A 24,876-nucleotide genomic window follows, 5' to 3' on the forward strand; every position below is an offset into this window, starting at 1 on the left:
AACAAGCAGTGTCACGTGCCGCGCCGTCGCCCCAGAGCCGCAGTCTGCTCGCCGGGTTCCTGAGCCTGCTGGGCGAGTTCCTGATCACCGTGGGCCTGGTCCTGGGCCTGTTCGTCGCGTACTCGCTGTGGTGGACGAACGTGCTCGCGGACCGACAGGCGTCGGCGCGCGGCGACGAGATCCGCCGGCAGTGGCAGACCGCCCCGGGGGCGAACGCGCCCGAGGCGCCGGGGGCCCTGGACACCCAGGGCGGCATCGGCTTCCTGCACGTGCCCGCGATGAAGAACGGCGAGGTCCTGGTCAAGAAGGGCACGGCACCGGACGTCCTCAACGACGGCGTGGCCGGGTACTACACGGACCCGGTGAAGGCGGCCCTGCCGTGGGAGGCGTCGGGGAACTTCTCGCTGGCGGCGCACCGGGACGGGCACGGTGCGAAGTTCCACAACATCGACAAGGTGCAGAACGGCGACGCGGTCGTCTTCGAGACGCGCGACACCTGGTACGTCTACAAGGTGTTCGCCGAGCTGCGCCAGACGTCGAAGTACAACGTGGACGTGATCTCCGCGGTCCCGAAGGAGTCGGGCCGGACGGCGCCCGGCCGCTTCATCACGCTGACGACCTGCACGCCGGTGTACACGTCGAAGTTCCGGTACGTCGTGTGGGGCGAGCTGGTGCGCACGGAGAAGGTGGACGCGAAGCGCACCCTCCCGGCCGAGCTGCGCTGAGGCGGGCGCCGGAGCGACGCCTGAACGGGACTGACGCCGGACCGGTGTGGAAAAGCCCCTGTGGGCGGCCCTGAAGCCGCCCACAGGGGCTTTTGCGTGCCTCCGGGACCCCGGAGGCCGTCGGCTAGCGCCGGCCGCCCGTCAGGCCGCCGAAGAAGCCGTTTCCGCCGTTGTTGCCGCCGTCCTGCTGGCCGGCGACGGTCTGGACGTTGATGACCCGGCCCGCTTCCACGGGGGTGCCCGCCGGCGGGTCGGTGACCATGACGATCGCCTTGTCGTCGGTCGGACCCGCGATGACCTGGAGGCTCAGGCCCCGGCTCGCGAGGTCCGCCTTGGCCTGGGCGACGGTCTTGGTGATCAGCTGCGGGACCTGGGTCTGCTGCCCGGCCTTGGCGATCTGGATGTTGACCGTCGTACCCACGGCGAGCTGCTCGCCCGCCTGGTACTGCTGCTGGACGACCGTCTTCGGCGGGGCACCGGGGGAGTCGACCTCCGTGGTGCTGCCGAGCTTGAGCTTGGCGTCGTTGAGTGCCTTGACCGCCTGCTCCCGGGTCTTCCCGAGGAGGTCGGGCATGTCCGACTTCGCCTGCTCCTTGGCGACGGTCAGCGTGACGGTCGAGCCCTTCTGGGCCGTGCCGCTCTTCGGGTCCTGGTCCAGGACGGTGCCGGCGGCGCGCTCGGACTCCTGGGTCTTCTTCTCGACGGCGAAGCCCTTGTCCTTGAGGGCCTTCTCCGCGTCCTCGAACTTCAGGTTGAGGACGTTGGGCACCGGCAGGTTCGGCGCGCCCGAGGAGACCTTGACCTTGACCGTGGAGCCCTTGTCGACCTTGGTGTCCGGTGCCGGGTTCTGCGAGCAGACGTTGCCCTTGGGCTGGTTGTCGCAGGCCTCGTCGGCTTCCTTCTCGACCTTGAGGCCGACGTTGTCGCCGGTCTTCTGGGCCTGCTCGAAGGTCTCGCCGATGAGCTTGGGCACGCTGGGCCGGTTGTCGGCGCCGCCGCTGAAGAGGGAGCGGCCGATGAGGATGGCGCCGACCAGGACGAGGACGCCCGCGGTCACCAGCAGGATCGTCGAGGCCCTGCTCTTCTTCTGCTGGCGGCGGCCGTGGCCCTGGTCGTAGCCGCCCTGGCCCTGGTCCCCGTACCCGTACCCGCCGTCGCCCGGGGGCATCGGCGGGAGCATGGAGGTCTGGCCGGCGTCGGAGGTGCGCAGCGCGGTGGTGGGCTGGTCGTAGCCCTGGTGACCGTAGCCGCCCGCCTGGTCGGGGTAGCCGTAGCCGGGCGCACCCATGGCCGCCGCCGCGGCGACGGGCTGGCCTTCGAGGCAGGCCTCGATGTCGGCGCGCATCTCGTCGGCGGACTGGTAGCGGTAGTCGGGGTCCTTGACCAGCGCCTTCAGGACGATGGCGTCCATCTCGGGCGTGATCTCGGGGTCGAAGTTCGACGGCGGCTGCGGCTCTTCCCGTACGTGCTGGTACGCGACGGCGACCGGGGAGTCGCCGATGAACGGCGGCCGGACGCTGAGCAGCTCGTACAGCAGGCAGCCCGCGGAGTAGAGGTCGGAGCGCGCGTCGACCTGCTCGCCCTTGGCCTGCTCCGGGGAGAGGTACTGGGCGGTGCCGATGACGGCCGCGGTCTGCGTCATGGTCATGCCGGAGTCGCCCATGGCGCGGGCGATGCCGAAGTCCATGACCTTGACCTGGCCGGTACGGGTGAGCATGACGTTGGCGGGCTTGATGTCGCGGTGCACGATGCCGGCGCGGTGCGAGTATTCGAGCGCCTGGAGGATGCCGATGGTCATTTCCAGGGTGCGCTCGGGCAGCAGCTTGCGGCCGGAGTGCAGGAGCTCGCGCAGGGTGGAGCCGTCGACGTACTCCATCACGATGTACGGGATGGAGATGTTGTCGACGTAGTCCTCGCCGGTGTCGTAGACCGCGACGATCGCCGGATGGTTCAGCGACGCGGCCGACTGGGCCTCGCGCCGGAACCGGGCCTGGAAGGACGGGTCGCGGGCGAGATCGGCACGCAGGGTCTTGACGGCGACGGTACGGCCGAGCCGGGTGTCGTGGGCGAGGTAGACCTCGGCCATGCCACCGCGGCCGAGCACGTGGCTCAGCTCGTACCGGCCGCCGAGGCGACGCGGCTCTTCCATAACGTTGCAGCCCTCTCCGTCAGTCCCGACCGCACCCGTGTGTGGTCCGGCGGTGTGCTGTTCGCGCAAAGGCTACCGGCCGATCGTCGGTGATCGGTTCGTGGCCACAGCCTGATACAGGACCGGTACCGTACGCTCGGATCCGGGCGGTAACAGTGATGTGGATCACTCCAATTCGGCTCTTGCGCCCCTGTGGGCCCTTGCGTCGTCCCGTCAGCCCTGGTTCTTCAGGACGGCTTCCATGACGGCCTTCGCGACGGGCGCCGCGAGGCCGCCACCGCTGATGTCCTCGCGGTCGGCGTCGCTGTCCTCGATGACGACGGCGACGGCGACCGGGGAGCCCTTGTCGGTCTTGGCGTAGGAGATGAACCAGGCGTAGGGGCGCTTGGCGTTCTTCTCGCCGTGCTGGGCGGTACCGGTCTTGCCGCCGACGGTGACGCCCTTGATCTTGGCCTTGCCGCCGGTGCCGTTCTCGTTCTCGACGACGTTCACCATCATCTGCTGGAGCTTCTGCGCGTTGGCCGGGGAGAGCGGGCGGCTCATCTCCTGCGGTTCGTGCTTCTCGATGACGTCGAGGTTGGGGGCGGTGAGCTGGTCGACCATGTACGGCTTCATCAGCTTGCCGTCGTTGGCGACGGCCGCGGCGACCATCGCCATCTGGAGCGGGGTGGCCGCGGTGTTGTACTGGCCGATCGCGGAGAGCGAGTTGCTCGGCCGGTTCATGTTCTTGTCGTAGATGCTCGCGAACGCCCGGACCGGGGTGTCGATCTTGTCGTTGTTGAAGCCGAACTTCTGCGCCGTCTCCAGCATCTTGTCCTTCGTCACCTTGTCGGCGACGTTGGCGAAGACGGAGTTGCAGGACACCTGCAGCGCGAAGTTGAGGCTCGCCTTCTCGCAGCCCTTGGCGTGGTTGACCATCGGGGTCTGCGTCGTCGGCAGCAGGAACGGCTCGGGGGTGTCCGTCGGCGCGTTGATGTCGGTGACGACGCCGTGCTCCAGCGCGGCCGCGGCGGTGACGACCTTGAACGTCGAGCCGGGCGGGTAGGTCTCGCGCAGGGCGCGGTTGACGAGCTTCTTCTCCGGGCTGTCCTTCAGCTCGACCCAGGCCTTCTCGTCCGTCTTGGCGTTGCCGGCGAAGCTGGAGGGGTCGTACGAGGGGGTGCTGACCAGGGCGAGGATGGCGCCGGTGCGCGGGTCGATCGCGGCGACGGCACCGGTCTTGTCGCCGAGCTTCTCGAACGCGGCCTTCTGGGCGTCGGGCATCAGCGTGGTGACGACGTTGCCGCCGGCCTTCTTCTCGCCGGTGAACATGCCGATGGTGCGGTCGAAGAACAGCCGGTCGTCGTTGCCGGTGAGGATCTTGTCTTCGAGGGATTCGAGCTGGGTCGAGCCGAAGGCCTGGGAGGCGTACCCCGTCACCGGCGACCAGAGCTGGCCGTCGGTGTAGGTCCGCTTGTACTTGTAGTCGCTGCCGTCCGTGGTGGCGGAGCCCGTGATGGCCTGGCCGCCCGCAACGATGATGTTGCCGCGCTGGGTGGCGTACTGGGCGATCTGGACCCGGCGGTTCTCCTTGCGGGTGCTGAGCTCGTCGGCCTGGACGTACTGGAGCCAGTTGGTGCGGATCAGCAGTGCGAGGACGAGCAGCCCGCAGAAGATCGAGATGCGACGCAGGGGCTTGTTCATGACGGGCGGACCACCTGGGTCATTTCGGAGTCGGGGGACGGTGCCGGGGCCGGGGCGGGGCGGCGTGCGGTGTCGCTGATCCGGATGAGGATCCCGATGAGGGCCCAGTTGGCGAGGACGGACGAGCCGCCGGACGCGAGGAACGGCATGGTCATACCGGTCAGGGGGATGAGTCCCATGACTCCGCCGGCGACCACGAAGATCTGGAGCGCGAAGGCGCCGGACAGGCCGATGGCGAAGAGCTTGCCGAAGGGGTCGCGGGCCGCGAGGGCGGTGCGCACGCCGCGCTCGATGATCAGGCCGTAGAGCAGGAGGAAGGCCATGACGCCCGCCAGGCCGAGCTCCTCGCCGACGGTGGCGAAGATGAAGTCGGAGTTGGCGGCGAATCCGATCAGGTCGGAGTTGCCCTGGCCCCAGCCGGTGCCGAGGACCCCGCCCGAGCCGAAGCTCATGATCGACTGGCCGACCTGCTCACAGGCGCCCGACTTGGAGTAGCAGGCGAAGGGGTCGAGCCAGGCGGTGACACGGGCCTTGACGTGGCTGGCGGTCGCGCCGACGACGGCGGCACCGGCCACGCTCATGACCAGGCCGATGACGATCCAGCTGGTGCGCTCGGTGGCCACGTACAGCATGATCACGAACATGCCGAAGAAGAGCAGCGAGGTGCCGAGGTCGTTCTCGAAGACGAGCACGAGCAGGCTCATCGCCCAGATCATCAGGATCGGGCCGAGGTCGCGGCCGCGCGGCAGGTAGAGACCCATGAAGCGGCGGCTGGCCAGCGCGAGGGCGTCGCGCTTCACCATCAGGTAGCCGGCGAAGAAGATCGCGATGACGATCTTCGCGAACTCACCGGGCTGGATGGAGAAACCGGCGACGCTGATCCAGATCTTCGCGCCGAAGACGTCGGCGCCGAGGCCCGGGACGACGGGCAGGATCAGCAGCACCAGCGAGGCGGCCATGGAGATGTACGTGAAGCGCTGCAGGGTGCGGTGGTCCTTGAGCAGCAGCAGCACACCGGCGAACATGGCGATGGCCACCGCGGTGTACATCATCTGGCGGGGGGCCGACTCGGAGAACTGCCCGAAGCTGCGCTTGGCCAGGTTCTGCAGCCGCTCGGACTGGTCGAGGCGCCAGATCAGCACGCAGCCGAGTCCGTTGAGCAGCGTGGCGATCGGCAGGAGCAGCGGGTCGGCGTACTTCGCGTAGCGGCGCACCACGAGGTGGGCGAGGCCGGCGAGCACGGCCAGGCCGCCTCCGTACGCGAACATGCCGGGCGGCAGCTCGCCGTGGATCGACAGGCCCACGTTGGCGTAGGCGAAGATCGGGATGACCACGGCGAAAACGAGCAGCACGAGCTCGGTGTTCCGCCGGCTCGGCAGCTCGATGGCGCCAATGGTGGTCGTGTTGGTGACAACGCTCATGGTGTGGCAGGCCCCCTGTGCCCGCAGGTGTCTACTACTGCTTGCCGCAGAGGCCGACCAGCGACTGCTCCGAGGGAGTCAGGCTGGGGCCGGGTGCTGGTGGGTTCTGCGCTTCCGCGGCGCGGCGTTCCTCGTCCTTCTTGCAGGCGGTGACCTGGACGCCGAGTTCGTCGATCTTCTGGCGGGCGCCGTCGAGGCTGGTCTCGGTGATGGTGGCCTCGACGAGCTTGCGCTTGAAGGGCGGCAGGTACTTCAGTTCGATGTCGGTCCGGTCGGTCTCCACCTTGGAGAGCTCCAGCGGTCCGAGGTTCTGGCTGATGCCGCGGAACAGCGCGACGTGCTCGCCCTTGACGCCGATGTAGAACTGCGTCTGGGTCCAGCGGTGCGCGGCGTACAGGCCGCCGCCGACGACACCGGCCACGATCAGCAGGATCAGGGTGCGGGTGGTCCACTTGCGCCCTTTGCCGCGGCGCCGGCGGGGGTTGTCGTACGTGTCCTCGAAGCGGGCGTCGTCGTCGTACGGGTCGGGTTCGCCGAAGGTGCCGTACGCGCCGCCGCTGCCCTGGCTCTGGTCGGGGTATCCGTAGCCGGGGGCGTCACCGCTGCCGGGGGGCCCGAACGAGCCCGCCGGCGGGGGGGCCTGGCGGCCCAGCCCGGAGGCGCGGCCCGCCGGGGTCTGCATGGCGTTGCCGCCGTCGAAGAGCTGGTGCTGGTTCTCGGCGACCGCGCCGACGACGACCGGGGTGTCGTTCAGCTGGGCGGCCAGGGTGTCGCCGCTGTCGGTGTCGAGGACGTCCGCGACGATGCAGGTGATGTTGTCCGGTCCGCCGCCGCGCAGGGCGAGCTGGATCAGGGCCTGCACGGTCTCGTGGGGGCCGTGGTAGCCGGCGAGGGTCTCTTCCAGGGTCTGGTGGGAGACGACGCCGGACAGCCCGTCGGAGCAGATGAGGTAGCGGTCGCCGGTGCGGACCTCGCGGATCGAGAGGTCGGGCTCGACGGTGTCACCGCTGCCGAGCGCCCGCATGAGGAGGGAGCGCTGCGGGTGGGTGGTGGCTTCTTCTTCGGTGATGCGGCCCTCGTCGACGAGGCGCTGCACCCAGGTGTGGTCCTGGGTGATCTGCGTGAGGACGCCGTCGCGGAGCAGGTAGGCGCGGGAGTCTCCGACGTGGACGAGTCCCAGGCGCTGGCCGGTCCACAGGAGCGCGGTCAGGGTGGTGCCCATGCCTTCGAGCTGGGCGTCCTCCTCGACCATGACGCGCAGCTGGTCGTTCGCCCGCTGCACAGCAGTGGCCAGCGAGGTGAGGATGTCGGAGCCCGGGACGTCGTCGTCGAGCTGCACGAGTGAGGAGATCACCTCGGAGCTGGCGACCTCGCCGGCGGCCTGGCCGCCCATGCCGTCGGCCACGGCGAGGAGACGGGGACCGGCATAGCCGGAGTCCTCGTTGCCCTCGCGGATCATGCCCTTGTGGGATCCGGCGGCGAACCGCAGGGACAGACTCATGCGCACCTGCCCAGTCGATTCCTCCGGGTACAACCGGTCTCGAGCCACACTGCCCACCCTCCGGTCGGGAGCGCGCTCGGGTCCGTGTCCCGGGTGGGCCGGACTACCGCGGCTCGCTCGCTCCGCTCGCTCATTCTCGTACTACTTCCGCAGCTCGATGACGGTCTTGCCGATGCGGATCGGGGCGCCCGGCGGAATGGGCGTCGGGGTGGTCAGCCGGGTCCGGTCGAGATACGTGCCGTTGGTGGACCCGAGATCCTCGACGATCCACTGGCCGTCACGGTCGGGGTAGATCCTGGCATGGCGGCTGGAGGCGTAGTCGTCGTCCAGCACGATCGTTGAGTCATGGGCGCGGCCCAGCGTGATCGTCTGCCCGGCGAGGGCGACCGTGGTGCCCGTGAGGGTGCCCTCGGAGACGACGAGCTTGGTCGGCGCTCCGCGGCGCTGGCGCTGCTGCGGCGGCGCGGCGGCCTGGCGGCCCGGCTGCGCCGGCGCCCCGGCAGCGGCGCTGCCGCGGCGCGAGCCGCGCTGCGTGACGCGCGTACCGAACAGGTCGCTGCGGATGACCTGGACGGCCACGATGACGAACAGCCACAGAACGGCCAGGAAACCCAACCGCATGACCGTCAGGGTCAGCTCTGACATTGCCCCCGCTTCACCCTTCGGCTTGCCGGTAAATGATGGTGGTGCTGCCCACGACGATCCGCGAGCCGTCGCGGAGCGTAGCGCGGGTGGTGTGCTGCCCGTCCACCACGATGCCGTTGGTGGACCCGAGATCCTGGATCGTCGAGGGCGTTCCGGTCCGGATCTCACAGTGCCGGCGCGAAACGCCGGGGTCGTCGATCCGCACGTCGGCTTCGGTGCTTCGGCCGAGTACGAGCGTGGGGCGCGAGATCTGGTGGCGGGTGCCGTTGATCTCGATCCAGTGGCGCCGGGTGGCGCCTCCGGTGGGTACGGGAGCCGGTCCGCCGCCGCCCGGCCGGCGCGCGGCTCCGCCCGGGGGCGGTCCGGCGGGCATCGGGGGTGCGGAGACCGGGGGGTAGCCGTAGCCGCCCTGCTGGTTCTGGGGAGCCTGCGGCTGCGCCTGGGAGGTGCTGGAGGCGAGCGTGCGGCTGCGGACCCGGTAGAGCCCGGTGTCGAGGTCGTCGGCCTTCTCCAGGTTGACCTTGATCGGGCCCATGAAGCTGTAGCGCTGCTGCTTGGCGTAGTCGCGGACGAGGCCCGCGAGCTCGTCGCCGAGCTGCCCGGAGTAGGGGCTCAGGCGTTCGTAGTCGCCGGCGCTGAGCTCGACGATGAAGTCGTTGGGGACGACGGTCCGCTCGCGGTTCCAGATCGTCGCGTTGTTGTCGCACTCGCGCTGGAGGGCGCCGGCGATTTCGACGGGCTGGACCTCGGACTTGAACACCTTGGCGAAGGTGCCGTTCACCAGACCTTCGAGTCGCTGCTCGAACCGCTTCAGGACTCCCATGGGGCACCTCCTCCGTCGTTGTCGCCCTGTACTGCTTACTGATCGTATCCACGCGTGGCGGATTCGGCTGGTTCCCCCTGGGTCCCATGCGCATGAGTGTTGGTGCTCACAAGGGATCGTAGGGGCGCTCAGGGGACAGTGTCCCGCACCGGGAGTGCACTGCGGGAGGGGCGTTCGGAGCCGGGACGGGTGGTGCGGGGAAAGCGATGTGATTGCACCCCGTCCGACGTGCTAATGTTTCGACGTCGCCAGGGGAACGGCCCGAAAGGGAAGATCCACTGGGGCGCTACTCGGGCGAGTGGCGGAACGGCAGACGCGCTGGCTTCAGGTGCCAGTGTCCTTCGGGACGTGGGGGTTCAAATCCCCCCTCGCCCACATCGACGAAACGGTCGTCATCGCGAAAGCGGTGGCGGCCGTTTCGTGTTACCCGGGTCATGTTTCCTGAGTGGAGCAAGGAGCGTGCAATGGCGGCAATTGTCTATTTTTGCCGGGTTTCCGAAAGTGTGGAATTCGTCGAGTACGAATTCGGTGAAGATCCCGGAGAGTTCGTGCGACGGATGATGATGGACAAGGCCTCCTGCACCTCGGCGGTCCGCGACGGCCGGGTCGACTACACGTTCCTCAAGGCGTCGCGGAAGATCAACGCAGTGCGCGCGCAGCGGGGCGAGTGGCCGGAGCGGGGCATGAGCGCGAGCTGATTCCGGCCGGGCCGTCTCTGGACGGCGGGTTCGACTTTCGTCGGCGGGGGCGCGACGAAAGAGGGCGGCCGGGCGGTGGCGGCGCTGTCTAGGGTCGGTCGCGTGGATGCGACGGCGAGGATGCGGGCGGGCTGGGGCTGGCTGAAGGGCCCGGAGCCGTGGACCGGGCGGGCGCTCGCGGGGGACCTGGTGCTCGCCGCGGTGCTCGCGCTGCTCGGGCTGGGTGTCGAGGAGCTCGACAACGGCAGCGTGCCGCGGATGGCGGGCAGCGTCGCGGTTGTGGTGCTGCTCACGTTGTTGCGGCGCCGGCTGCCGGCGACGACCCTGATCGCGGCGGCGGCGGTGGCCTCGTTCCTGCCCGGCACGGTCCTGATCATGATTTTGCTGGGCTGGTCGGCGGGGCGCCGGATCATCGGGGTGGGCCGGGCGCTGACCGCGTTCGTCCTGGCCTTCTTCGCCTCGGTCGGCTTCGAAGTGGTGCAGGCCTGGCCCGACCAGCGGCCCGTGCTGGTGATCGTGTTCTCCACGCTGATGTTCCTCGCGACGACGGTGATGCCGGGACTGGCCAGCCGCTACTGGTCGCAGCGCCGGACCCTGCTCCAAGCGCTCCAGGAACGCAACGGGCAGCTGATGCGGGAGAGCGCGATGGTCGCCGGGCAGGCCCGGCTGCGGGAACGCCAGCGGATCGCCCAGGACATGCACGACAGCCTGGGGCACCAGCTGGCGCTGATCGCCGTGCACACCGGCGCCCTGGAGGTGGACCCGCAGCTCACCGACCGCCAGCGTGACGCGGTGGGCGTGCTGCGCCAAGCGTCGGTCGCGGCGATGCACGAGCTGCGCGAGGTCGTCGGCATCCTGCGGGACGGCGTCGAGGCGCCCGTGGTCGTCGAGGAGGCCGGCCCGGCGGCGCGCGGGGTGGTCGGGATCGCGGGGATCGTCGAGGCGGCGCGGAGCGCGGGGACCGACGTACGGATGACCGTGTCGGGGCGGCAGCGGCCGCTGGTCGCGGCCTGCGACCACGCGGCGTACCGGATCGTGCAAGAGGCGCTCACCAACGCGTACAAGCACGCTTCGGGAGCGCCGATTTCGGTGGAACTGCGGTACGAGGACGACTCGCTGGTGGTCGAGATCGCCAACGGGCCGGCGGCCGGGCCGGGTGTCGGCGCCGCAGTGTCGGGCGGGCAGGGGCTCACCGGGCTGCGGGAACGGGCGCGGCTGGTCGGCGGGATGGTGCACGCCGGCGTGACCGACGGCGGCGGGTTCCGGGTGGCCGGGGTCCTCCCGTACGGGGCGGAGCCGGCGGGGGTGGAGGACATCGCCGACGACTTCGGGCAGCAGGCGCAGGCGGCGTTCGCGACCGCGCCGCCGATGGACTGGGCGGCGGTGGACCGGGAGCTGGCGGTACGGGGCCGCGGGCCGGCCGGGGGCATAGCGGTGGGCTGCGGCATCGCCGTCGCGGCGGTCGTGCTGCTGGTGATCGTGATCGGGGCCGGGATGGTGCTGCTGGTGGGCTCGGCGGGCAACGCGATGATCAGCCAGGGGGACTACGACAAGGTGCGGGTGGGCGACTCGGAGCAGGCGGTCCGGGGCCGGCTGCCCGACGGCGAGAACTTCATGACCGCGGGTCTGGACCGCAAGGGCCCGGAGCGGCCCGAGGGCACGAGGTGCCTGGCCCTGCTGTCGTCGGACGACTCGGGGCTGACCACCAATACTGTTTTCCGGTTCTGCTTCAAGGACGGCAAGCTCGTCGAGAAGCAGGCGTACGAGGCCGAGCAGTAGGAGCACGGGTGACAGCCAAGGTGATCCGAGTGGTGATCGCTGACGACGAGCCGCTGATCCGGGCCGGGATCAGGATGATCCTGACCTCGGCTCCGGACATCGACGTCGTCGCGGAGGCGGCGAACGGCCGGGAGGCCGTGGACCTCGCCCGCGCACACGCCCCGGACGTGATGCTGCTGGACATCCAGATGCCGGTGTTGGACGGCCTGACCGCGCTCGGCGAGCTGGGGCGGGCGGCGCCGCAGGTGCGGGCGCTGATCCTGACCACGTTCGGAGAGAGGGAGAACGTGCTGCGGGCGCTGGGCTCGGGCGGCGCGGGGTTCCTGCTGAAGGACTCGGCGCCGGGCGAGCTGATCGGCGCGGTACGGGCGGCCGCGGCAGGGGACGCTTACCTGTCGCCGGGGGCGACCCGGCACGTGGTCGACCAGCTGGCCTCGGGACGGGGCGCGGCGCGCGCCGAGGAAGCCCGGCGACGGGTGGCGGAGCTCAGCGAGCGGGAGCGCGGGGTGCTGGCGCTGCTCGGCGAGGGGCTGTCGAACGCGGACGCCGGTCGGCGGCTGCACATGAGCGAGGCGACGGTGAAGACGTACGTGAGCCGGATCCTCTCGAAGCTGGGATGCGAGAACCGGGTTCAGGCCGCCCTGCTGGCCAGGGACGCCGGGCTGTAGGTACGGTCAGGCCGAATTGATGTTGCCGGACGGGACGTTCCGGCTGGTACGGGCGGGGGCGGCGCGCATGGTGGCGGTACCGGGGCAGAGAGTGGCGGAGCCGGCAGCGGAGTCGGACGGGACCACGGGCGCGGCGGGCGGCGGGCGCATCCCGGCCGTCGAGGGGTTCGCGCCGCGGGTCGTGGCGGGCTCGCCCAAGGAGGCGGGCAAGGCGCTGCGCCTGCGGGTGCCGCGCTCGGCGCACGCGCACTTCGAGGCCCCGGCCGGGCGGCCGGACGCGGTGCGGGCGGTGGAGGAGTCCAACGTCGGGCGGGTCGCGGAGCTCGCGCCGATACGGGTCGGCCGGATGGCCGCGAACCCCTTCGCCTTCCTGCGCGGATCGGCCGGGCTGATGGCGCACGACCTGTCCGCCGGACCGGTGACCGGAGTCGGCGCACAGATCTGCGGCGACGCCCACGCGGCGAATTTCGGGCTGTACGGCGATGCGCGCGGCCGGCTCGTCATCGACCTGAACGACTTCGACGAGACCGTGTTCGGGCCGTGGGAGTGGGACGTGAAGCGGCTGGCGACCTCGCTGGTCCTGGCCGGGCGGGTGGCCGGCGCCGACGAGGACACCTGCCGGGCCGCCGCGCACGACGCGGTGGGCGCGTACCGCCGGACCATGCGGTTGCTGGCCAAGCTGCCGGCGCTGGACTCCTGGAACGCCATCGCGGACGAGGAGCTCGTCTCGCACACCGACGCCCGCGACCTGCTGGGCACGCTGGAGCGGGTCTCGGAGAAGGCCCGCAACAACACCTCGGCGCGGTTCGCCGCCAAGTCCACCGAGGCCGGCCCCGACGGGGTGCGCCGCTTCGTGGACGCGCTGCCGGTGCTGCGCCGGGTCGGCGACGGGGAGGCGGCGGCCGTGGCGGCCTCGCTCGGCCCGTACCTGAAGACCCTCCAGGGGGACCGGCTGCCGCTGCTGGCCCGGTACGCCATCCACGACGTGGCCTTCCGGGTGGTGGGCACCGGGAGCGTCGGCACCCGCTCGTACGTGGTGCTGCTGCTGGACCACCGGGGCGAGCCGCTCGTGCTCCAGGTGAAGGAGGCGCGGCCGTCCGTGCTGCTGCCCCACCTGGCCGCGCTGGGCTTCCCGACCGTGGCCGAGGAGCACGAGGGCCGCCGGGTAGTGGCGGGCCAGAAGCGGATGCAGGTGGTCTCGGACATCCTGCTGGGCTGGACCACGGTGGAGGGGCGGCCGTACCAGGTACGGCAGTTCCGCAACCGCAAGGGCAGCGTGGACCCGGCGGCGCTGGCCGCCGACCAGATCGACGACTACGGGCGGATGACCGGTGCCCTGCTGGCCCGGGCGCACGCGCACAGCGCGGATCCGCGGCTGCTGGCCGGGTACTGCGGCAAGAACGACGAGCTGGACGAGGCGATGGCGACCTTCGCGGTGGCGTACGCCGACCGGAGCGAGGCCGACCACGCGCACCTGGTGTCGGCGGTGCGGTCCGGGCGCATCGCGGCGGAGGCCGGGGTCTGAGCGGGTTCGCGGTCGCGGGTGACGGTCCTGGGCCACGGCCGGGGGTGACGGTCCCGGGTCACGGTCCCGGGTCGATGTTTCACGTGGAACATCGACCCGGCTCGACCGGCCTTAGGCTGGCCGGGTGAGCGAGCAGCAGACTGAAGAGACGGGCGACGAGCGACCCGAGGCGCGCCTGGAGCGGGCCGTGCGGGCCGCCGAGCAGGCGCTGATCGAGTTCGAGATCGCGGTGGAGACCTTCCGGGTGGAGGTGGAGAACTTCTCCCGGTTGCACCACCAGAAGCTCGGCCCGATGTACTCGCGGCTCGACGAACTGGACGCGCTGATCGCCGAGGCGAAGGCGGCGCGCACCGGCGACGCCGAGGACCTGCGCCGGGCCCGGGACGCCCGCGCGCTGGTGATGCCGATGCCCGGGGTGGACGAGCTGTTCCACGACTGGATGGGCGCGGACGGCATCTCCGACGACGCGTCCGCGATGCTCACCGACCGGCCGGTGCAGCCCCCGCAGCGGGTGCGGCCGACGGAGGAGGTCCGCCGCCTCTACCGCGAGCTGGTCCGCCAGGCGCACCCCGACCTCGCCCGGGACGATGCCGAGCGGGAGCGCCGAGATGCGTTCATCGCGCGGGTGAACGCGGCGTACGGGCGGGGCGACGAGCAGCTGCTGCGCGAGCTGGCCGAGGAATGGGCCGCGGGTCCCGTACCGGAGGCCGTGCGGCAGCTGAACGAGAGCGAGGAGCTCTACGCCCGGCTGGAGTGGCTGGCGCGGCGCAAGGAGCTGCTGTCGTTGCTGGCGCGGGAGCTGGAGGACAGCGCGATCGGCTCGATGCTGAGGATGGCGCCGGAGGATCCGGACCGGCTCCTGGAGGAGATCGCGGAGCAGCTGCTCGCGGATGTCGCGAAGCGTGAGGCGGAGCTCGCCTCGCTCGTTGGATAGGTTGGGAAACAGATCTGCGATGAGAGAAGGCGACGTATGAACTTCGGACCGCTTCCCTCGGTGGACGCCGCCGCGGTGCCCTCCGAAGGCTTTGTCCTCGACGTCCGTGAGGACGACGAATGGGCTGCCGGACATGTGGAAGGTGCCCTGCACATCCCGATGAGCGAGTTCGTGGCCCGCTTCGGCGAGCTGACGGAGACCGTCGAGGACGGCCGCCGCGTGCACGTGATGTGCCGGGTGGGCGGGCGCTCCGCGCAGGTCACCCAGTACCTGGTGCGCCAGGGCATCGACGCCGTGAACATCGACGGCGGCATGCAGGCCTGGGACGGCGCCGGGCGCCCGATGACCACCGACAACGGGAACCCGGCCTTCGTGCTCTAGTACCTCAGGCCTCAGGCCTCAGGCCTCAGGCGTCTGGCGCCTGCCGTCAGGCGAGGGCGTGGGCGGCCAGTAGGTCGCCCAGCGCCTCCTCGTGCGCCGCGGCCGGGCCCAGCTGGAGCTCCAGCTGCTTGGCCCACGCGTGGTAGCGGTGCAGCGGGTAGTCGGTGTCGGCGCCGAAGCCGCCGTGCAGGTGCTGTGCCGTCTGCACGACCCGGCGGACCCCTTCCGAGGCCCAGATCTTGGCGACGGCGACGTCCCCGGCGCTCGGCAGTGGGCCGCCCGCCCCGCCGGTCGCCGCGTCGAGGCGCCAGGCGGCCTGCCAGAGGGTGACCTCCATGGCGCGCAGGTCGATGTAGCGGTCGGCGGCCTGGACGGCGACGGCCTGGAACGTGGCCACCGGGAAGCCGAACTGCTCACGCTTGCCGGTGTATTGGCTGGTCATGGTGAGCACCCCCGTGCCGAGGCCGAGGGCCTGGGCGCAGGTCCCGGTGGCGAGGAGCTGGCGGAGCCGCTCCCAGGCCCCCGGGGTGTCGATGAGGTGCGCGGCGGGTACCCGCACGCCGGCCAGGGTGAGTTCGGCGAGTCGTTCCCCGCTGGTGGAGACCTGCCCGGCCAGGGTGAGGCCCTCGGCGGTGCGCGGGACGAGCGCCAGGACGGCCTCCCCCTCGCCGGTGTGGGCCGGTACGGCGATCCAGTCGGCGCCGTGCGCCCACGGGACCGCCGTCTGGACGCCGTCGAGGGCCCAGAGCGTGCCCTCGCGGCGGGCGGTGACGGAGAGTTCGGCGGGATCGTGGCCGCTGCGGCCGTGGGCGGCGGCGGTCAGGACGAGCGTTCCGCGCCCGGCGGCGGGCAGCAGGGCCGCGGCCAGTTCGGGGCTGCCGTGGGCCTGGACCGCCATGGCGGTGGCGCAGTGCTCCAGCAAGGGCACCCGGGCCAGCACCTTCGCCGCCTCGCGCAGCACCAGGCACAGGGCGATCGCGTCGAGGCCCGCGCCGCCGTGCTCCTCGGCGAGGACCAGGCTCAGCAGGTCGGACGAGGCGAGCTTGGCCCACAGCGGCCGGTCGAAATCCTCGGCGACGGCCCCCGGGGTCAGCGCGGGGCTGGGCACGCCGTCCGGGGCGACGTCCGCGAAGACGGCCTTCGCCGCCTCGACGGCGGCCTGCTGCTCCTCGGTGAAGGTGAAGTCCACTGCCTGTCCTCCCGCGCGCACCGGATCCCGTCAGGCCCGGTCCGGGCCTGACGGTGCGTCAAGATAGAACAGGTTCTCAAAGAAGCACAGCCCCGGGAGAGCGCGCCCCGAAGGCGGCCCGACCTCACCGGTCGAAGTCGATCTCCACTTCCCCGGTCACCGCGTGCGACTGGCAGGCCAGCACGAACCCGGCCTCCGTCTCCTCCGCCTCCAGCGCGAAGTTCCGGTCCATCCGGACCTCGCCCGTGACCAGGAACGCCCGGCAGGTGCCACAGACCCCGCCCTTGCAGGCGTACGGGGCGTCCGCGCGGTTGCGCAGCACGGCATCGAGCAGGGATTCGCCGTCGCGGACCGGCCAGGTCCCGGAGCGGCCGTCGAGGCGGGCCGTGACCCGTACGTGCGACGGGGCCGTCGCCGGGGCCGGCGGCGCCGTGTCCTCGACGTGGAAGATCTCCTCGTGGATCCGGGTCCGGGGCACACCGAGGCTGCCGAGCGCCCGCTCCGCGCCCATGACCAGCCCGTACGGGCCGCACAGGAACCAGCCCGACACCTCCGCGACGGGCAGCAGCGCGGGCAGCAGGGCCTTCAGCCGCTCCTCGTCGAGCCGACCGGACGGCAGCCCGGACTCCTGCTCCTCCCGGGACAGGACCGTCACGAGCTGGAACCGGTCCGGGAAGCGGTCCTTGAGGTCGGCGACCTCGTCCAGGAACATCGTCGACGCGGCCGTACGGTCGCTGCGGACCAGGCAGAACCGGGCGTCGGGCCGCGCCGCCAGCAGCGTGCCGGCGATCGACAGCACCGGGGTGATCCCGCTGCCGCCGACGATCGCCGCGTAGTGCCCGGCGGCCGGGGCTGCGGCCGGATCCAGGACGAACCGCCCGGCCGGGACCATCACCTCCAGCACGTCCCCGGCGGCGACCTCCTTGTGGGCGAACGTGGAGAACTCGCCGCCCTCCACCAGTCGCACGCCGACCTGCAGCGCCGCCGGGCCCGGGCCCGCGGGGTCCGGGGCGGGCGAGCAGATCGAGTACGTACGGCGGACCTCTTCGCCCTCGGGGGTGCGCCGGCGCAGCGTGAGGTGCTGGCCGGGGGCGTGCAGGTACTCGCCGCGCAGCTCCTCGGGGACGCGCAGGGTCAGCGCCACGGAGTCGTCGGTGAGCCGGTCGACGGCCGCCACCGTCAGCTGGTGGAAGGCGCCGTGGCGCGCGGGGCGCCCGGAGCCCGACGTGGGCGACGGCGTGGACGCGGCCATCTACAGCTCCTTGAAGTGGTCGAACGGTTCACGGCAGGCGGTGCAGCGGCGCAGCGCCTTGCATGCGGTGGAGGAGAACCGGCTGAGCAGTTCGGTGTCGGTCGATCCGCAGTTCGGGCAGCGGACCGAGAGGGCGACCGGGACGGGCCCGCCGGCCGCGTGCGGGCGCGGCGGGGCGATGCCGAACTCGGCGAGCTTGCGCCGCCCCTCGGCACTGATGTCGTCGGTCGACCAGGCCGGGGCCAGGACGGTGCGCACCCGCACGTCCGGGATGCCGTGGCCGGTCAGGGCCCGCTCGATGTCGGCGGACATGGCCTCGATGGCGGGGCAGCCGGTGTAGGTCGGGGTCAGGGTGACCTCGACGTGACCGTCCTCGTGCATCCGCACCCCGCGCATCACGCCGAGCTCGGCGAGCGTCAGCACGGGCAGCTCGGGGTCGGGCACGGAGCCGGCGAGCTCGGCCAGCTCCGCCTCCAGGCGGGTCATGGCCTCGGGGGCCCCGGGGTCGACCGCCGGGGCCGTGGCGCGGGGCACGTCCGTCACCATGACGCCCCCGGATGGCTGCGGTGCAGGTGCTGCATCTCGGCGAGCATCCTGCCGAACGGCTCGGTGTGCAGGCCCTGGCGGCCCGCCCCGGCGGCCCAGGCGCCGGTGCGCGGCCCTTCGGGCAGCGCGAGCCCGGCCCGCTCCAGCACGCCGCCCACGGCGGCCAGCCAGCGGTCCTCCAGGGCGGCCCAGTCCACGCCCGCGATCCCGTCAACCGGCTGGAACATCTCGCCGGTGTACTTCCACAGGGCGTCCAGAGCGGCCCGCATGCGGGCGCGGCTCTCCTGCGTGCCGTCGCCGAGCCGCAGGGTCCACTGCTCGGCGTGGTCGCGGTGGTACGCGGTCTCCTTGACGGCCTTGGCCGCCAGCGGGGCGAACGGGCCGTCACCGGCGGCCAGTTCTGCGTAGAGCTCGTGCTGGTGGAAGGAGAAGTAGAGCTGGCGGGCGATGGTGTGCGCGAAGTCCCCGTTCGGCTGCTCGACCAGCTGGAGGTTGCGGAAGGACCGCTCCTCGCGCAGGAACGCCATCTCGTCCTCGTCGCCGGCCATGGACAGCAGGACACGGGCCTGGCCGAGCAGGTCGAGCGCGATGTTCGCGAGGGCGACATCCTCCTCCAGGACGGGGGCGTGGCCCGCCCACTCGCCGAGGCGGTGGGAGAGGATCAGGGCGTCGTCCCCCAGCGCGAGGGCTGCCGAGGCGGTGATGTCGAGCGCCGTGACATCGGGCGCGGTGACATCGAGCGAAGTGGCATCGGTGCTGGTCACAGGTGGTGCACCCCCTCGGGGATCTCGTAGAAGGTCGGGTGCCGGTACGGCTTGTCGGCCGAGGGGGCGAAGAACGGGTCCCGCTCGTCCGGCGAGGACGCGGTGATCTCGGTGGAGGGCACCACCCAGATCGAGATGCCCTCGCCGCGCCGGGTGTAGAGGTCGCGGGCATTGCGCAGCGCCATCTCCGCGTCGGGTGCGTGCAGGCTGCCCGCGTGCGTGTGCGAGAGGCCGCGGCGCGAGCGCACAAACACCTCCCACAGTGGCCAGTTCTGCGTCATACCCCTGCCTCCTCGTTCATCGTCGTGCCCTGTGCGCCGTGCTTCTGCGCGTACGCCGCGGCCGCCTCGCGGACCCAGGCGCCTTCCTCGTGGGCCCGGCGCCGCTGGCCGATCCGCTGTTCGTTACAGGGGCCGTTGCCCTTGAGCACGTCCCAGAATTCGGCCCAGTCGATCGCGCCGAAATCGTGGTGCCCGCGCTCCTCGTTCCACTTCAGGTCCGGGTCGGGCAGGGTCAGGCCCAGTGCCTCCGCCTGCGGAACGGCGATGTCGACGAAGCGCTGGCGCAGTTCGTCGTTGGAGTGCCGCTTGATCCGCCACGCCATGGACTGCGCGGAGTGCGCCGACTCGTCGTCCGGCGGGCCGAACATCATCAGCGAGGGCCACCACCACCGGTCCACGGCGTCCTGCGCCATGGCGTGCTGCGCCTCGGTGCCCTTGGACAGGGCCATGAGGAGCTCGAAGCCCTGGCGCTGGTGGAAGGACTCCTCCTTGCAGATCCGGACCATCGCGCGGGCGTACGGACCGTACGAGCAGCGGCAGATCGGCACCTGGTTGGTGATCGCCGCGCCGTCCACGAGCCAGCCGATCGCGCCGACGTCGGCCCAGGTCAGCGTGGGGTAGTTGAAGATCGAGGAGTACTTCTGCTTGCCGGAGTGCAGCTTGTCGAGCAGCTCGTCGCGGCTGGTACCGAGGGTCTCGGCGGCGCTGTACAGGTAGAGGCCGTGCCCGGCCTCGTCCTGCACCTTGGCCATCAGGATCGCCTTGCGGCGCAGCGAGGGCGCGCGCGTGATCCAGTTGGCTTCGGGCTGCATGCCGATGATCTCGGAGTGGGCGTGTTGGGCCATCTGGCGGACGAGCGAGGCGCGGTACGCCTCGGGCATCCAGTCACGCGGCTCGACGCGCTCGTCGGCCGCCACGGCGGCGTCGAAGGCCGCCGCGAGCTGTGCCCCGAGGTCAGCCCCGAGGCCTGAGTCCTGCCCCGTTTCCGGGGTCACTGCCACCATCCCGGCTCCCTGCCAGACATTGTTGACCGCCCGACCGACCGATCGTTCGGTTCGTACTCTTCAATGGTGGGTCGGCGGCCCGTAGGGTGTCAACCTCTGAGGTCAACCCTGTGGACGCCGGATGATCGGGGCGGGATGGATTCGAACGAGCGCGAGCCCGCGGAAGACGCTGTTCCGCCGGTCGATCCGCCGGTCGATCCCGCGGTCGGAGCGGTGCCCCCGCGGGCTCCCGGGATCGCCGGCCTGTCCACCCCGTACCGCGTCGTCACGGCACTCGCCCTGGCCGTCGTGGGCCTCGCGGCCTGCGGGCACCTGGCCCTGGTCTTCCTGCACGTCGCCCCGTCCAACACCCTGAGCAAGCGGCACGCGCGGACGGTCGACGACTGGATCTACCCCGAGTTCGAGCAGAACTGGAAGCTCTTCGCCCCCAACCCGCTCCAGCAGAACATCTCGGTCGAGGTGCGGGCGGAGGTCCGCACGGCCGACCGGGCCTCGGCCACGGGCGACTGGCGCGACCTGTCCGCGCAGGACGGCGCGGCCATCCGGCACAGCCCGCTGCCCAGCCATGCGCGGCAGAACGAGCTGCGGCGGGCCTGGGACTTCTTCACAAGCTCCCACGACGAGGACAACAAGCCGACCGGCGAGCGCGGGGAACTGTCCGAGCGGTACCTGCGGCGGATCGCGCTGAGCCGGCTCGCGGACGACGGCGTCGCACCGGGCGAGATCGTACGGATCCAGCTGCGCTCGGCGACGCGTGCGGTGGCGGCGCCGCCGTGGAGCGACGAGAAGACCGACACCCAGACCTACTACCGGGAGCTGCCGTGGTGGACGGTGTGAGGCGGGCGTGCGCCGCCGCCGGCCGGGTGGTCGCGCAGGTCAGCGGACAGGCCCTGGGCCCGTACCAGAGCGCCGTCGTCCGCATCGGCTTCTCGGCGACCTGGCTGCTCTTCCTGCTGAGGGAGTTCCCGAACCGCAACGAACTGTACGGGCCGGACGGGCCGTGGAGCTTCGCCCTGGCGGAGCGACTGATCGCCTCGAACCACGCCTTCACGGTGCTGATGTGGTCGGACTCGGCGCTCTGGTTCCAGACCGTGTACGCGGTGTCGGTGCTGTCGAGCCTGCTGCTGGTGCTGGGCTGGCGGACGCGCGCGACGTCCGTCGTGTTCATGGTCGGGGTGCTGTCGCTCCAGAACCGCAGCGTGTTCATGGGCGACGGCGGGGACAACGTCATCCACCTCATGGCGATGTACCTGGTGCTGACCCGGTGCGCGCAGGTGTGGTCGCTGGACGCCCGCCGCGCACGGCTGCGGGGATCGGCCTCGGCGGGCGCGGCCGGACCGGTGCTGTGGGGCGTGCTGGGCGTGGGGTTCGCCTACGGGGCGGTGACCGCGTCGTTCGGCTACGGCTGGGTGGCGGCGTTCGCTGCGCTGTGGGTGATCAGCGCGGTGTGGTGGATGGTGGACCGGTACGAGCCCCGGGGCGAGGGGCGGGCGGTCCTGGACGTCCTGGCGAACCTGGTGCACAACGCGGGCATGCTGGTGATCATGGCGGAGGTCTGCCTGATCTACGCGACGGCCGGCTGGTACAAGATCCAGGGATCGCGGTGGCAGGACGGCACCGCGCTGTACTACCCGCTCGGGCTGGACTACTTCACGCCGTGGCCGGGGCTGTCTGCGGTGCTGGCGGGGAGCGGGACGCTGGTGATGCTGTTGTCCTACGGGACGGTGGCGGTGCAGGTCGCGTTCCCGTTCACGGTGTTCAACCGGCGGATCAAGAACGTGCTGCTGGTGTTGATGATGACGGAGCACGCGGGGATCGCGGTGCTGTTGGGGTTGCCGTTCTTCTCGATGGCGATGATCGCCGCCGATGCGGTGTTCCTGCCGACCGGGTTCTTGGTCTGGCTCGGCGCCAGGGCCTCGGGCTGGGTGCGGGTGGCTGTGCCGGCGGCCGGGTCTGTGACTGCGCCGGTGCCTGCGCCTACGCCTACGCCTGTGGATTCCGAGACCGCGCTCGTGGCGCGGGAACCGAGTCCGGGGCCGCGCTGACCGCTGCGCGTGGCCTTCGCCCCGCCCAAATAGCGCTGGGCCGTGCCTCCACTCGGGACACGGCCCTGGACCCCCTTGCTCTCCGGCGCCGCTGTCGGGCCGGCCCCGGACCACCGCGCCTCAAACGCCGGCGGGACTGGAGGGGTGGCGGTCGCCTGGATGGGTCCCGTGTCGCTGGAGGGGGCCGGTGGGGGTGGAGCGAGACCTGTCGGCGGGTGCTCGGGTGGGACCTGCCGTGCTGGGGCGGGCCGGTGGTCCGGTCGGAGGGGAAGGTGCGTGCCCGTGGCCCGTAGGCTCGGCGGCATGAGTGAGCAGAGTGGGCGGCAGTGGCGGGACGCGGCCGAGCGGGGGGACCTCGTACTCCTCGACGGGTTCCACGCGCTGAAGCACGCCCTGCGCTTCGGGGCGGACGTGCAGGACGTGGTCGCCGATGATCCGGACGGCGTGCGGGCGCTGGCCGACGAGCTGGCTCCGGACGTGGCGGACGAGGTCGGGCGGCTGGTGCGCAAGGCCGAGCTGCGCACGCTGCTGCCCCGCGTCCACCCCACCGGGGTCGCGGCGCTCGCGGTACGGCCCGATCGCGGCGAAGGGCGGGCCCGGCTCGACCGGCAGCCGCGGACCGCGCCCGTCGTCGTGCTCGACAACCCCCGCAACCTCGGCAACGTCGGCGCCGTCGTCCGGCTGGCCGCGGGCTTCGGCGCCACGGGCGTGGTGACCCGCGGCGACCTCGACCCCTGGCACCCGAACGTGGTCCGGGCCGGAGCCGGGCTGCACTACGCCACCACCGTGGACCGGGTGGAGATCGACACCCTGCCCGCCGGGCCGCTCTACGCGCTCGACCCGGAGGGCGAGGACATCCGCGCCCTCACCCTCCCGGACGACGCCCTGCTGGCCTTCGGCTCGGAGCGCCACGGCATCTCACCCGAGCTGCGCGAACGGGCCGACCACCTGGTGTCCCTGCCGATGCGTCCGCAGGTGTCCAGCTACAACCTGGCCACGAGCGTGGCCATGACCCTCTTCCACTGGGGAGGGCCCCGGGCCGATTAGGCCTGGCGGCGGACCTCGACCATGCGGAAGCGGTTCGAGACGAACGCTCCGTCGCAGAGGGCCGCGTTGGCGGCCGGGTTGCCGCCCGAGCCGTGGAAGTCCGAGAACGCTGCGGTCTGGTTGACGTAGACCCCGCCCGTCAGGTTCAGCGACAGCTGCGCCGACTCCTCAAGGCAGACCTCCTCGATGGACCGCTCGGTGTCCGCCGACGTCGTGTACGCGCCGACCGTCATCGCGCCCTTCTCACGCACCGTGCGGCGCAGCAGGTCCAGCGCGTCCGCCGTGGAGTCCACGGCCACCGCGAAGGAGACCGGGCCGAAGCACTCCGACAGGTACGGTGCCTCCGGATCGGGCTTGGCGGCGTCCAGCTTCACCATCACGGGCGTGCGCACCACCGCGTCGGGGAACTCCGGGTTCGCCACCTCGCGCGAGGCCAGTGCCACCTCGCCCAGGGCGGACGCCGCCTCCAGGCGGGCCTTGACGTCCGGGTTGACCAGCGCGCCCAGCAGCGCGTTGGCCCGGGCGTCGTCGCCCAGCAGGCCGCCGACCGAGGCCGCGAGGTCGGCGACGAACTCGTCGTACGACTTGTGGCCGGTGTCCGTCGCGATGCCGTCCCGCGGGATCAGCAGGTTCTGCGGGGTGGTGCACATCTGGCCGCTGTACAGGGACAGCGAGAAGGCCAGGTTGGACAGCATGCCCTTGTAGTTGTCGGTGGAGTCGACGACGACCGTGTTGACGCCGGCCTTCTCCGTGTAGACCTGGGCCTGGCGGGCGTTGGTCTCCAGCCAGTCGCCGAACTCGGTCGAGCCGGTGTAGTCGATCAGCTTGATCTCGGGCCGGACGGCCAGGGACTTGGCGATGCCCTCGCCCGGCCGCTCGACGGCCAGCGCCACCAGGTTCGGGTCAAAGCCGGCCTCGGCGAGGACCTCGCGGGCCACCTTCACCGTCAGGGCCAGCGGGAGCACGGCGCGCGGGTGTGGCTTGACCAGCACCGCGTTGCCCGTGGCCAGGGAGGCGAACAGGCCCGGATAGCCGTTCCAGGTCGGGAAGGTGTTGCAGCCGATCATCAGGGAGATGCCGCGCGGGACGGCGGTGAAGGTCTTGCCGAGCTCCAGCGGGTCCTTCTTGCCCTGCGGCTTCGACCAGTCGGCGCGGCCCGGGACGCGGGTCTGCTCCTCGTACGCGTAGGCCACCGCCTCCAGGCCGCGGTCCTGTGCGTGCGGGCCGCCGGCCTGGAACGCCATCATGAAGGCCTGGCCGCTCGTGTGCATGACCGCGTGCGCGAACTCGTGCGTCCGCGCGCTGATCCGGGCCAGGATCTCGATGCAGACCAGGGCGCGCGCCTCGGGCCCGGCGTCGCGCCAGGCGCCCATGCCGGCCTTCATCGCGGGCAGCAGCACGTCGGGGTCGACGTGCGGGTACTCGACGCCCAGCTCGGGGCCGAAGGGGGACACCTCGGCGCCGGTCCAGCCGTCCGTACCGGGCTGGCCCAGGTCGATGCGGGTGCCGCGGACGGCCTCGAACGCGGCGAGCCCGTCGGCCGGCGCGGTTTCGCCGTAGGCCTTGGGGTGCTCGGGATGCGGAGACCAGTAGGCGCGGCTGCGGATGGCCGCCAGGGCCTGCTCCAGGGTGGAGCTGTGCTTGTCGGACAGCTGGGGGACGGTGAGCTCGGCGGCCATCAGGGACCAACTCCTCGTTGAGCCGGGCAAGATCAGGCTGGGTCGCAGACTGAGATCAGGCAGGGGCGGGTGAAGAAGAGCAGACTGGAGTTAGAGTAACCGAACGATCGGTCGGGACAAGAGGGCCCGGCGGACCT

At 71.5% G+C, this 24,876-nt stretch carries 23 protein-coding genes and 1 tRNA gene; 11 read left to right on the plus strand and 13 right to left on the minus strand.

From position 1 onward, the window contains the following. Positions 1-8: 8 nt before the first annotated feature. Complete coding sequence (locus OG974_RS21855; protein WP_328763221.1) at positions 9-725, plus strand: class E sortase; 717 nt, start codon at positions 9-11, stop codon at positions 723-725. A gap of 124 nt (positions 726-849) precedes the next feature. Here OG974_RS21855 and pknB read toward each other — a convergent pair whose 3' ends face one another. The 6 genes from pknB to OG974_RS21885 all read right to left on the minus strand — a co-directional run bounded on the left by pknB (position 850) and on the right by OG974_RS21885 (position 8,947). Next, the gene (gene pknB, locus OG974_RS21860) at positions 850-2,874 is read right to left on the minus strand and encodes a Stk1 family PASTA domain-containing Ser/Thr kinase (RefSeq protein WP_327284340.1); all 2,025 of its coding nucleotides are present in this window, start codon (positions 2,872-2,874) and stop codon (positions 850-852) included. Between the two features lie 213 nt (positions 2,875-3,087). Beyond that, on the minus strand, positions 3,088-4,557 hold the full coding sequence (locus OG974_RS21865) for a penicillin-binding protein 2 (protein WP_327284341.1): 1,470 nt from the start codon (positions 4,555-4,557) through the stop codon (positions 3,088-3,090). Continuing rightward, positions 4,554-5,978 carry an FtsW/RodA/SpoVE family cell cycle protein gene (locus OG974_RS21870; RefSeq protein WP_327284342.1) on the minus strand — a complete coding sequence of 475 codons (1,425 nt, stop codon included), beginning with the start codon at positions 5,976-5,978 and terminating at the stop codon, positions 4,554-4,556. The genes OG974_RS21865 and OG974_RS21870 overlap by 4 nt, the downstream gene beginning before the upstream one ends. A gap of 34 nt (positions 5,979-6,012) precedes the next feature. Beyond that, positions 6,013-7,479, minus strand: coding sequence for a PP2C family serine/threonine-protein phosphatase (locus tag OG974_RS21875; RefSeq protein WP_327284343.1), 1,467 nt, complete (start codon positions 7,477-7,479; stop codon positions 6,013-6,015). Positions 7,480-7,620: 141 nt separating this feature from the next. Next, positions 7,621-8,124: an FHA domain-containing protein gene (locus tag OG974_RS21880; RefSeq protein WP_327284344.1), complete on the minus strand. Its 504-nt coding sequence runs from the start codon at positions 8,122-8,124 to the stop codon at positions 7,621-7,623. A gap of 10 nt (positions 8,125-8,134) precedes the next feature. After that, positions 8,135-8,947, minus strand: a complete 813-nt coding sequence (locus tag OG974_RS21885) for a DUF3662 and FHA domain-containing protein (protein WP_327284345.1) — start codon at positions 8,945-8,947, stop codon at positions 8,135-8,137. A 292-nt stretch (positions 8,948-9,239) separates the two neighbouring features. On the opposite strand from OG974_RS21885, the gene OG974_RS21890 reads away from it, so the two are divergent. From OG974_RS21890 to OG974_RS21920, 7 genes are all read left to right on the plus strand, one after another. Next, positions 9,240-9,322 (plus strand) — tRNA-Leu (locus tag OG974_RS21890). An 89-nt stretch (positions 9,323-9,411) separates the two neighbouring features. Next, positions 9,412-9,645, plus strand: a complete 234-nt coding sequence (locus OG974_RS21895) for a hypothetical protein (protein ID WP_328763222.1) — start codon at positions 9,412-9,414, stop codon at positions 9,643-9,645. Positions 9,646-9,765: 120 nt separating this feature from the next. Further along, positions 9,766-11,424 carry a sensor histidine kinase gene (locus OG974_RS21900; protein WP_371646882.1) on the plus strand — a complete coding sequence of 553 codons (1,659 nt, stop codon included), beginning with the start codon at positions 9,766-9,768 and terminating at the stop codon, positions 11,422-11,424. Between the two features lie 8 nt (positions 11,425-11,432). After that, a complete protein-coding gene (locus OG974_RS21905) occupies positions 11,433-12,092 on the plus strand; it encodes a response regulator transcription factor (protein WP_327284348.1) in 660 nt (219 codons plus the stop codon). Between the two features lie 67 nt (positions 12,093-12,159). After that, positions 12,160-13,617 carry a DUF2252 domain-containing protein gene (locus OG974_RS21910; protein ID WP_327285718.1) on the plus strand — a complete coding sequence of 486 codons (1,458 nt, stop codon included), beginning with the start codon at positions 12,160-12,162 and terminating at the stop codon, positions 13,615-13,617. A 124-nt stretch (positions 13,618-13,741) separates the two neighbouring features. Further along, positions 13,742-14,551, plus strand: a complete 810-nt coding sequence (locus tag OG974_RS21915; RefSeq protein WP_327284349.1) for a J domain-containing protein — start codon at positions 13,742-13,744, stop codon at positions 14,549-14,551. A gap of 36 nt (positions 14,552-14,587) precedes the next feature. Next, a complete protein-coding gene (locus tag OG974_RS21920) occupies positions 14,588-14,932 on the plus strand; it encodes a rhodanese-like domain-containing protein (protein ID WP_327284350.1) in 345 nt (114 codons plus the stop codon). A 46-nt stretch (positions 14,933-14,978) separates the two neighbouring features. Here the strand turns inward: OG974_RS21920 and OG974_RS21925 are convergent, their stop codons facing one another. The 6 genes from OG974_RS21925 to paaA all read right to left on the minus strand — a co-directional run bounded on the left by OG974_RS21925 (position 14,979) and on the right by paaA (position 19,968). Beyond that, positions 14,979-16,121, minus strand: coding sequence for an acyl-CoA dehydrogenase family protein (locus OG974_RS21925; RefSeq protein WP_327284351.1), 1,143 nt, complete (start codon positions 16,119-16,121; stop codon positions 14,979-14,981). 124 nt (positions 16,122-16,245) lie between these two features. After that, positions 16,246-17,373 carry a 2Fe-2S iron-sulfur cluster-binding protein gene (locus OG974_RS21930; protein ID WP_327284352.1) on the minus strand — a complete coding sequence of 376 codons (1,128 nt, stop codon included), beginning with the start codon at positions 17,371-17,373 and terminating at the stop codon, positions 16,246-16,248. Beyond that, the gene (paaD, locus tag OG974_RS21935) at positions 17,374-17,859 is read right to left on the minus strand and encodes a 1,2-phenylacetyl-CoA epoxidase subunit PaaD (RefSeq protein ID WP_327285719.1); all 486 of its coding nucleotides are present in this window, start codon (positions 17,857-17,859) and stop codon (positions 17,374-17,376) included. Positions 17,860-17,912: 53 nt separating this feature from the next. Then, positions 17,913-18,683 carry a 1,2-phenylacetyl-CoA epoxidase subunit PaaC gene (paaC, locus tag OG974_RS21940; RefSeq protein ID WP_371644171.1) on the minus strand — a complete coding sequence of 257 codons (771 nt, stop codon included), beginning with the start codon at positions 18,681-18,683 and terminating at the stop codon, positions 17,913-17,915. Continuing rightward, entirely contained in the window at positions 18,680-18,964 is a 285-nt protein-coding gene (gene paaB / locus OG974_RS21945; protein WP_030292728.1) for a 1,2-phenylacetyl-CoA epoxidase subunit PaaB, read from the minus strand. The genes paaC and paaB overlap by 4 nt, the downstream gene beginning before the upstream one ends. After that, positions 18,961-19,968, minus strand: coding sequence for a 1,2-phenylacetyl-CoA epoxidase subunit PaaA (gene paaA / locus OG974_RS21950; RefSeq protein ID WP_327284353.1), 1,008 nt, complete (start codon positions 19,966-19,968; stop codon positions 18,961-18,963). Before paaA ends, paaB begins: the two co-directional genes overlap by 4 nt. Before the next feature lie 135 nt (positions 19,969-20,103). On the opposite strand from paaA, the gene OG974_RS21955 reads away from it, so the two are divergent. The 3 genes from OG974_RS21955 (at position 20,104) to OG974_RS21965 (ending at position 23,060) form a co-directional block, all read left to right on the plus strand. Continuing rightward, on the plus strand, positions 20,104-20,805 hold the full coding sequence (locus tag OG974_RS21955) for a DUF5819 family protein (protein WP_327284355.1): 702 nt from the start codon (positions 20,104-20,106) through the stop codon (positions 20,803-20,805). Then, positions 20,802-22,013, plus strand: a complete 1,212-nt coding sequence (locus OG974_RS21960) for an HTTM domain-containing protein (protein ID WP_371646884.1) — start codon at positions 20,802-20,804, stop codon at positions 22,011-22,013. The genes OG974_RS21955 and OG974_RS21960 overlap by 4 nt, the downstream gene beginning before the upstream one ends. Before the next feature lie 303 nt (positions 22,014-22,316). Continuing rightward, a complete protein-coding gene (locus OG974_RS21965; RefSeq protein WP_329314042.1) occupies positions 22,317-23,060 on the plus strand; it encodes a TrmH family RNA methyltransferase in 744 nt (247 codons plus the stop codon). Here the strand turns inward: OG974_RS21965 and paaN are convergent. Next, the gene (gene paaN, locus OG974_RS21970) at positions 23,057-24,739 is read right to left on the minus strand and encodes a phenylacetic acid degradation protein PaaN (protein ID WP_329314044.1); all 1,683 of its coding nucleotides are present in this window, start codon (positions 24,737-24,739) and stop codon (positions 23,057-23,059) included. The genes OG974_RS21965 and paaN overlap by 4 nt on opposite strands. Positions 24,740-24,876: the final 137 nt, after the last annotated feature.

The organism is Streptomyces sp. NBC_00597 (assembly GCF_041431095.1).
Classification (GTDB): domain Bacteria; phylum Actinomycetota; class Actinomycetes; order Streptomycetales; family Streptomycetaceae; genus Streptomyces.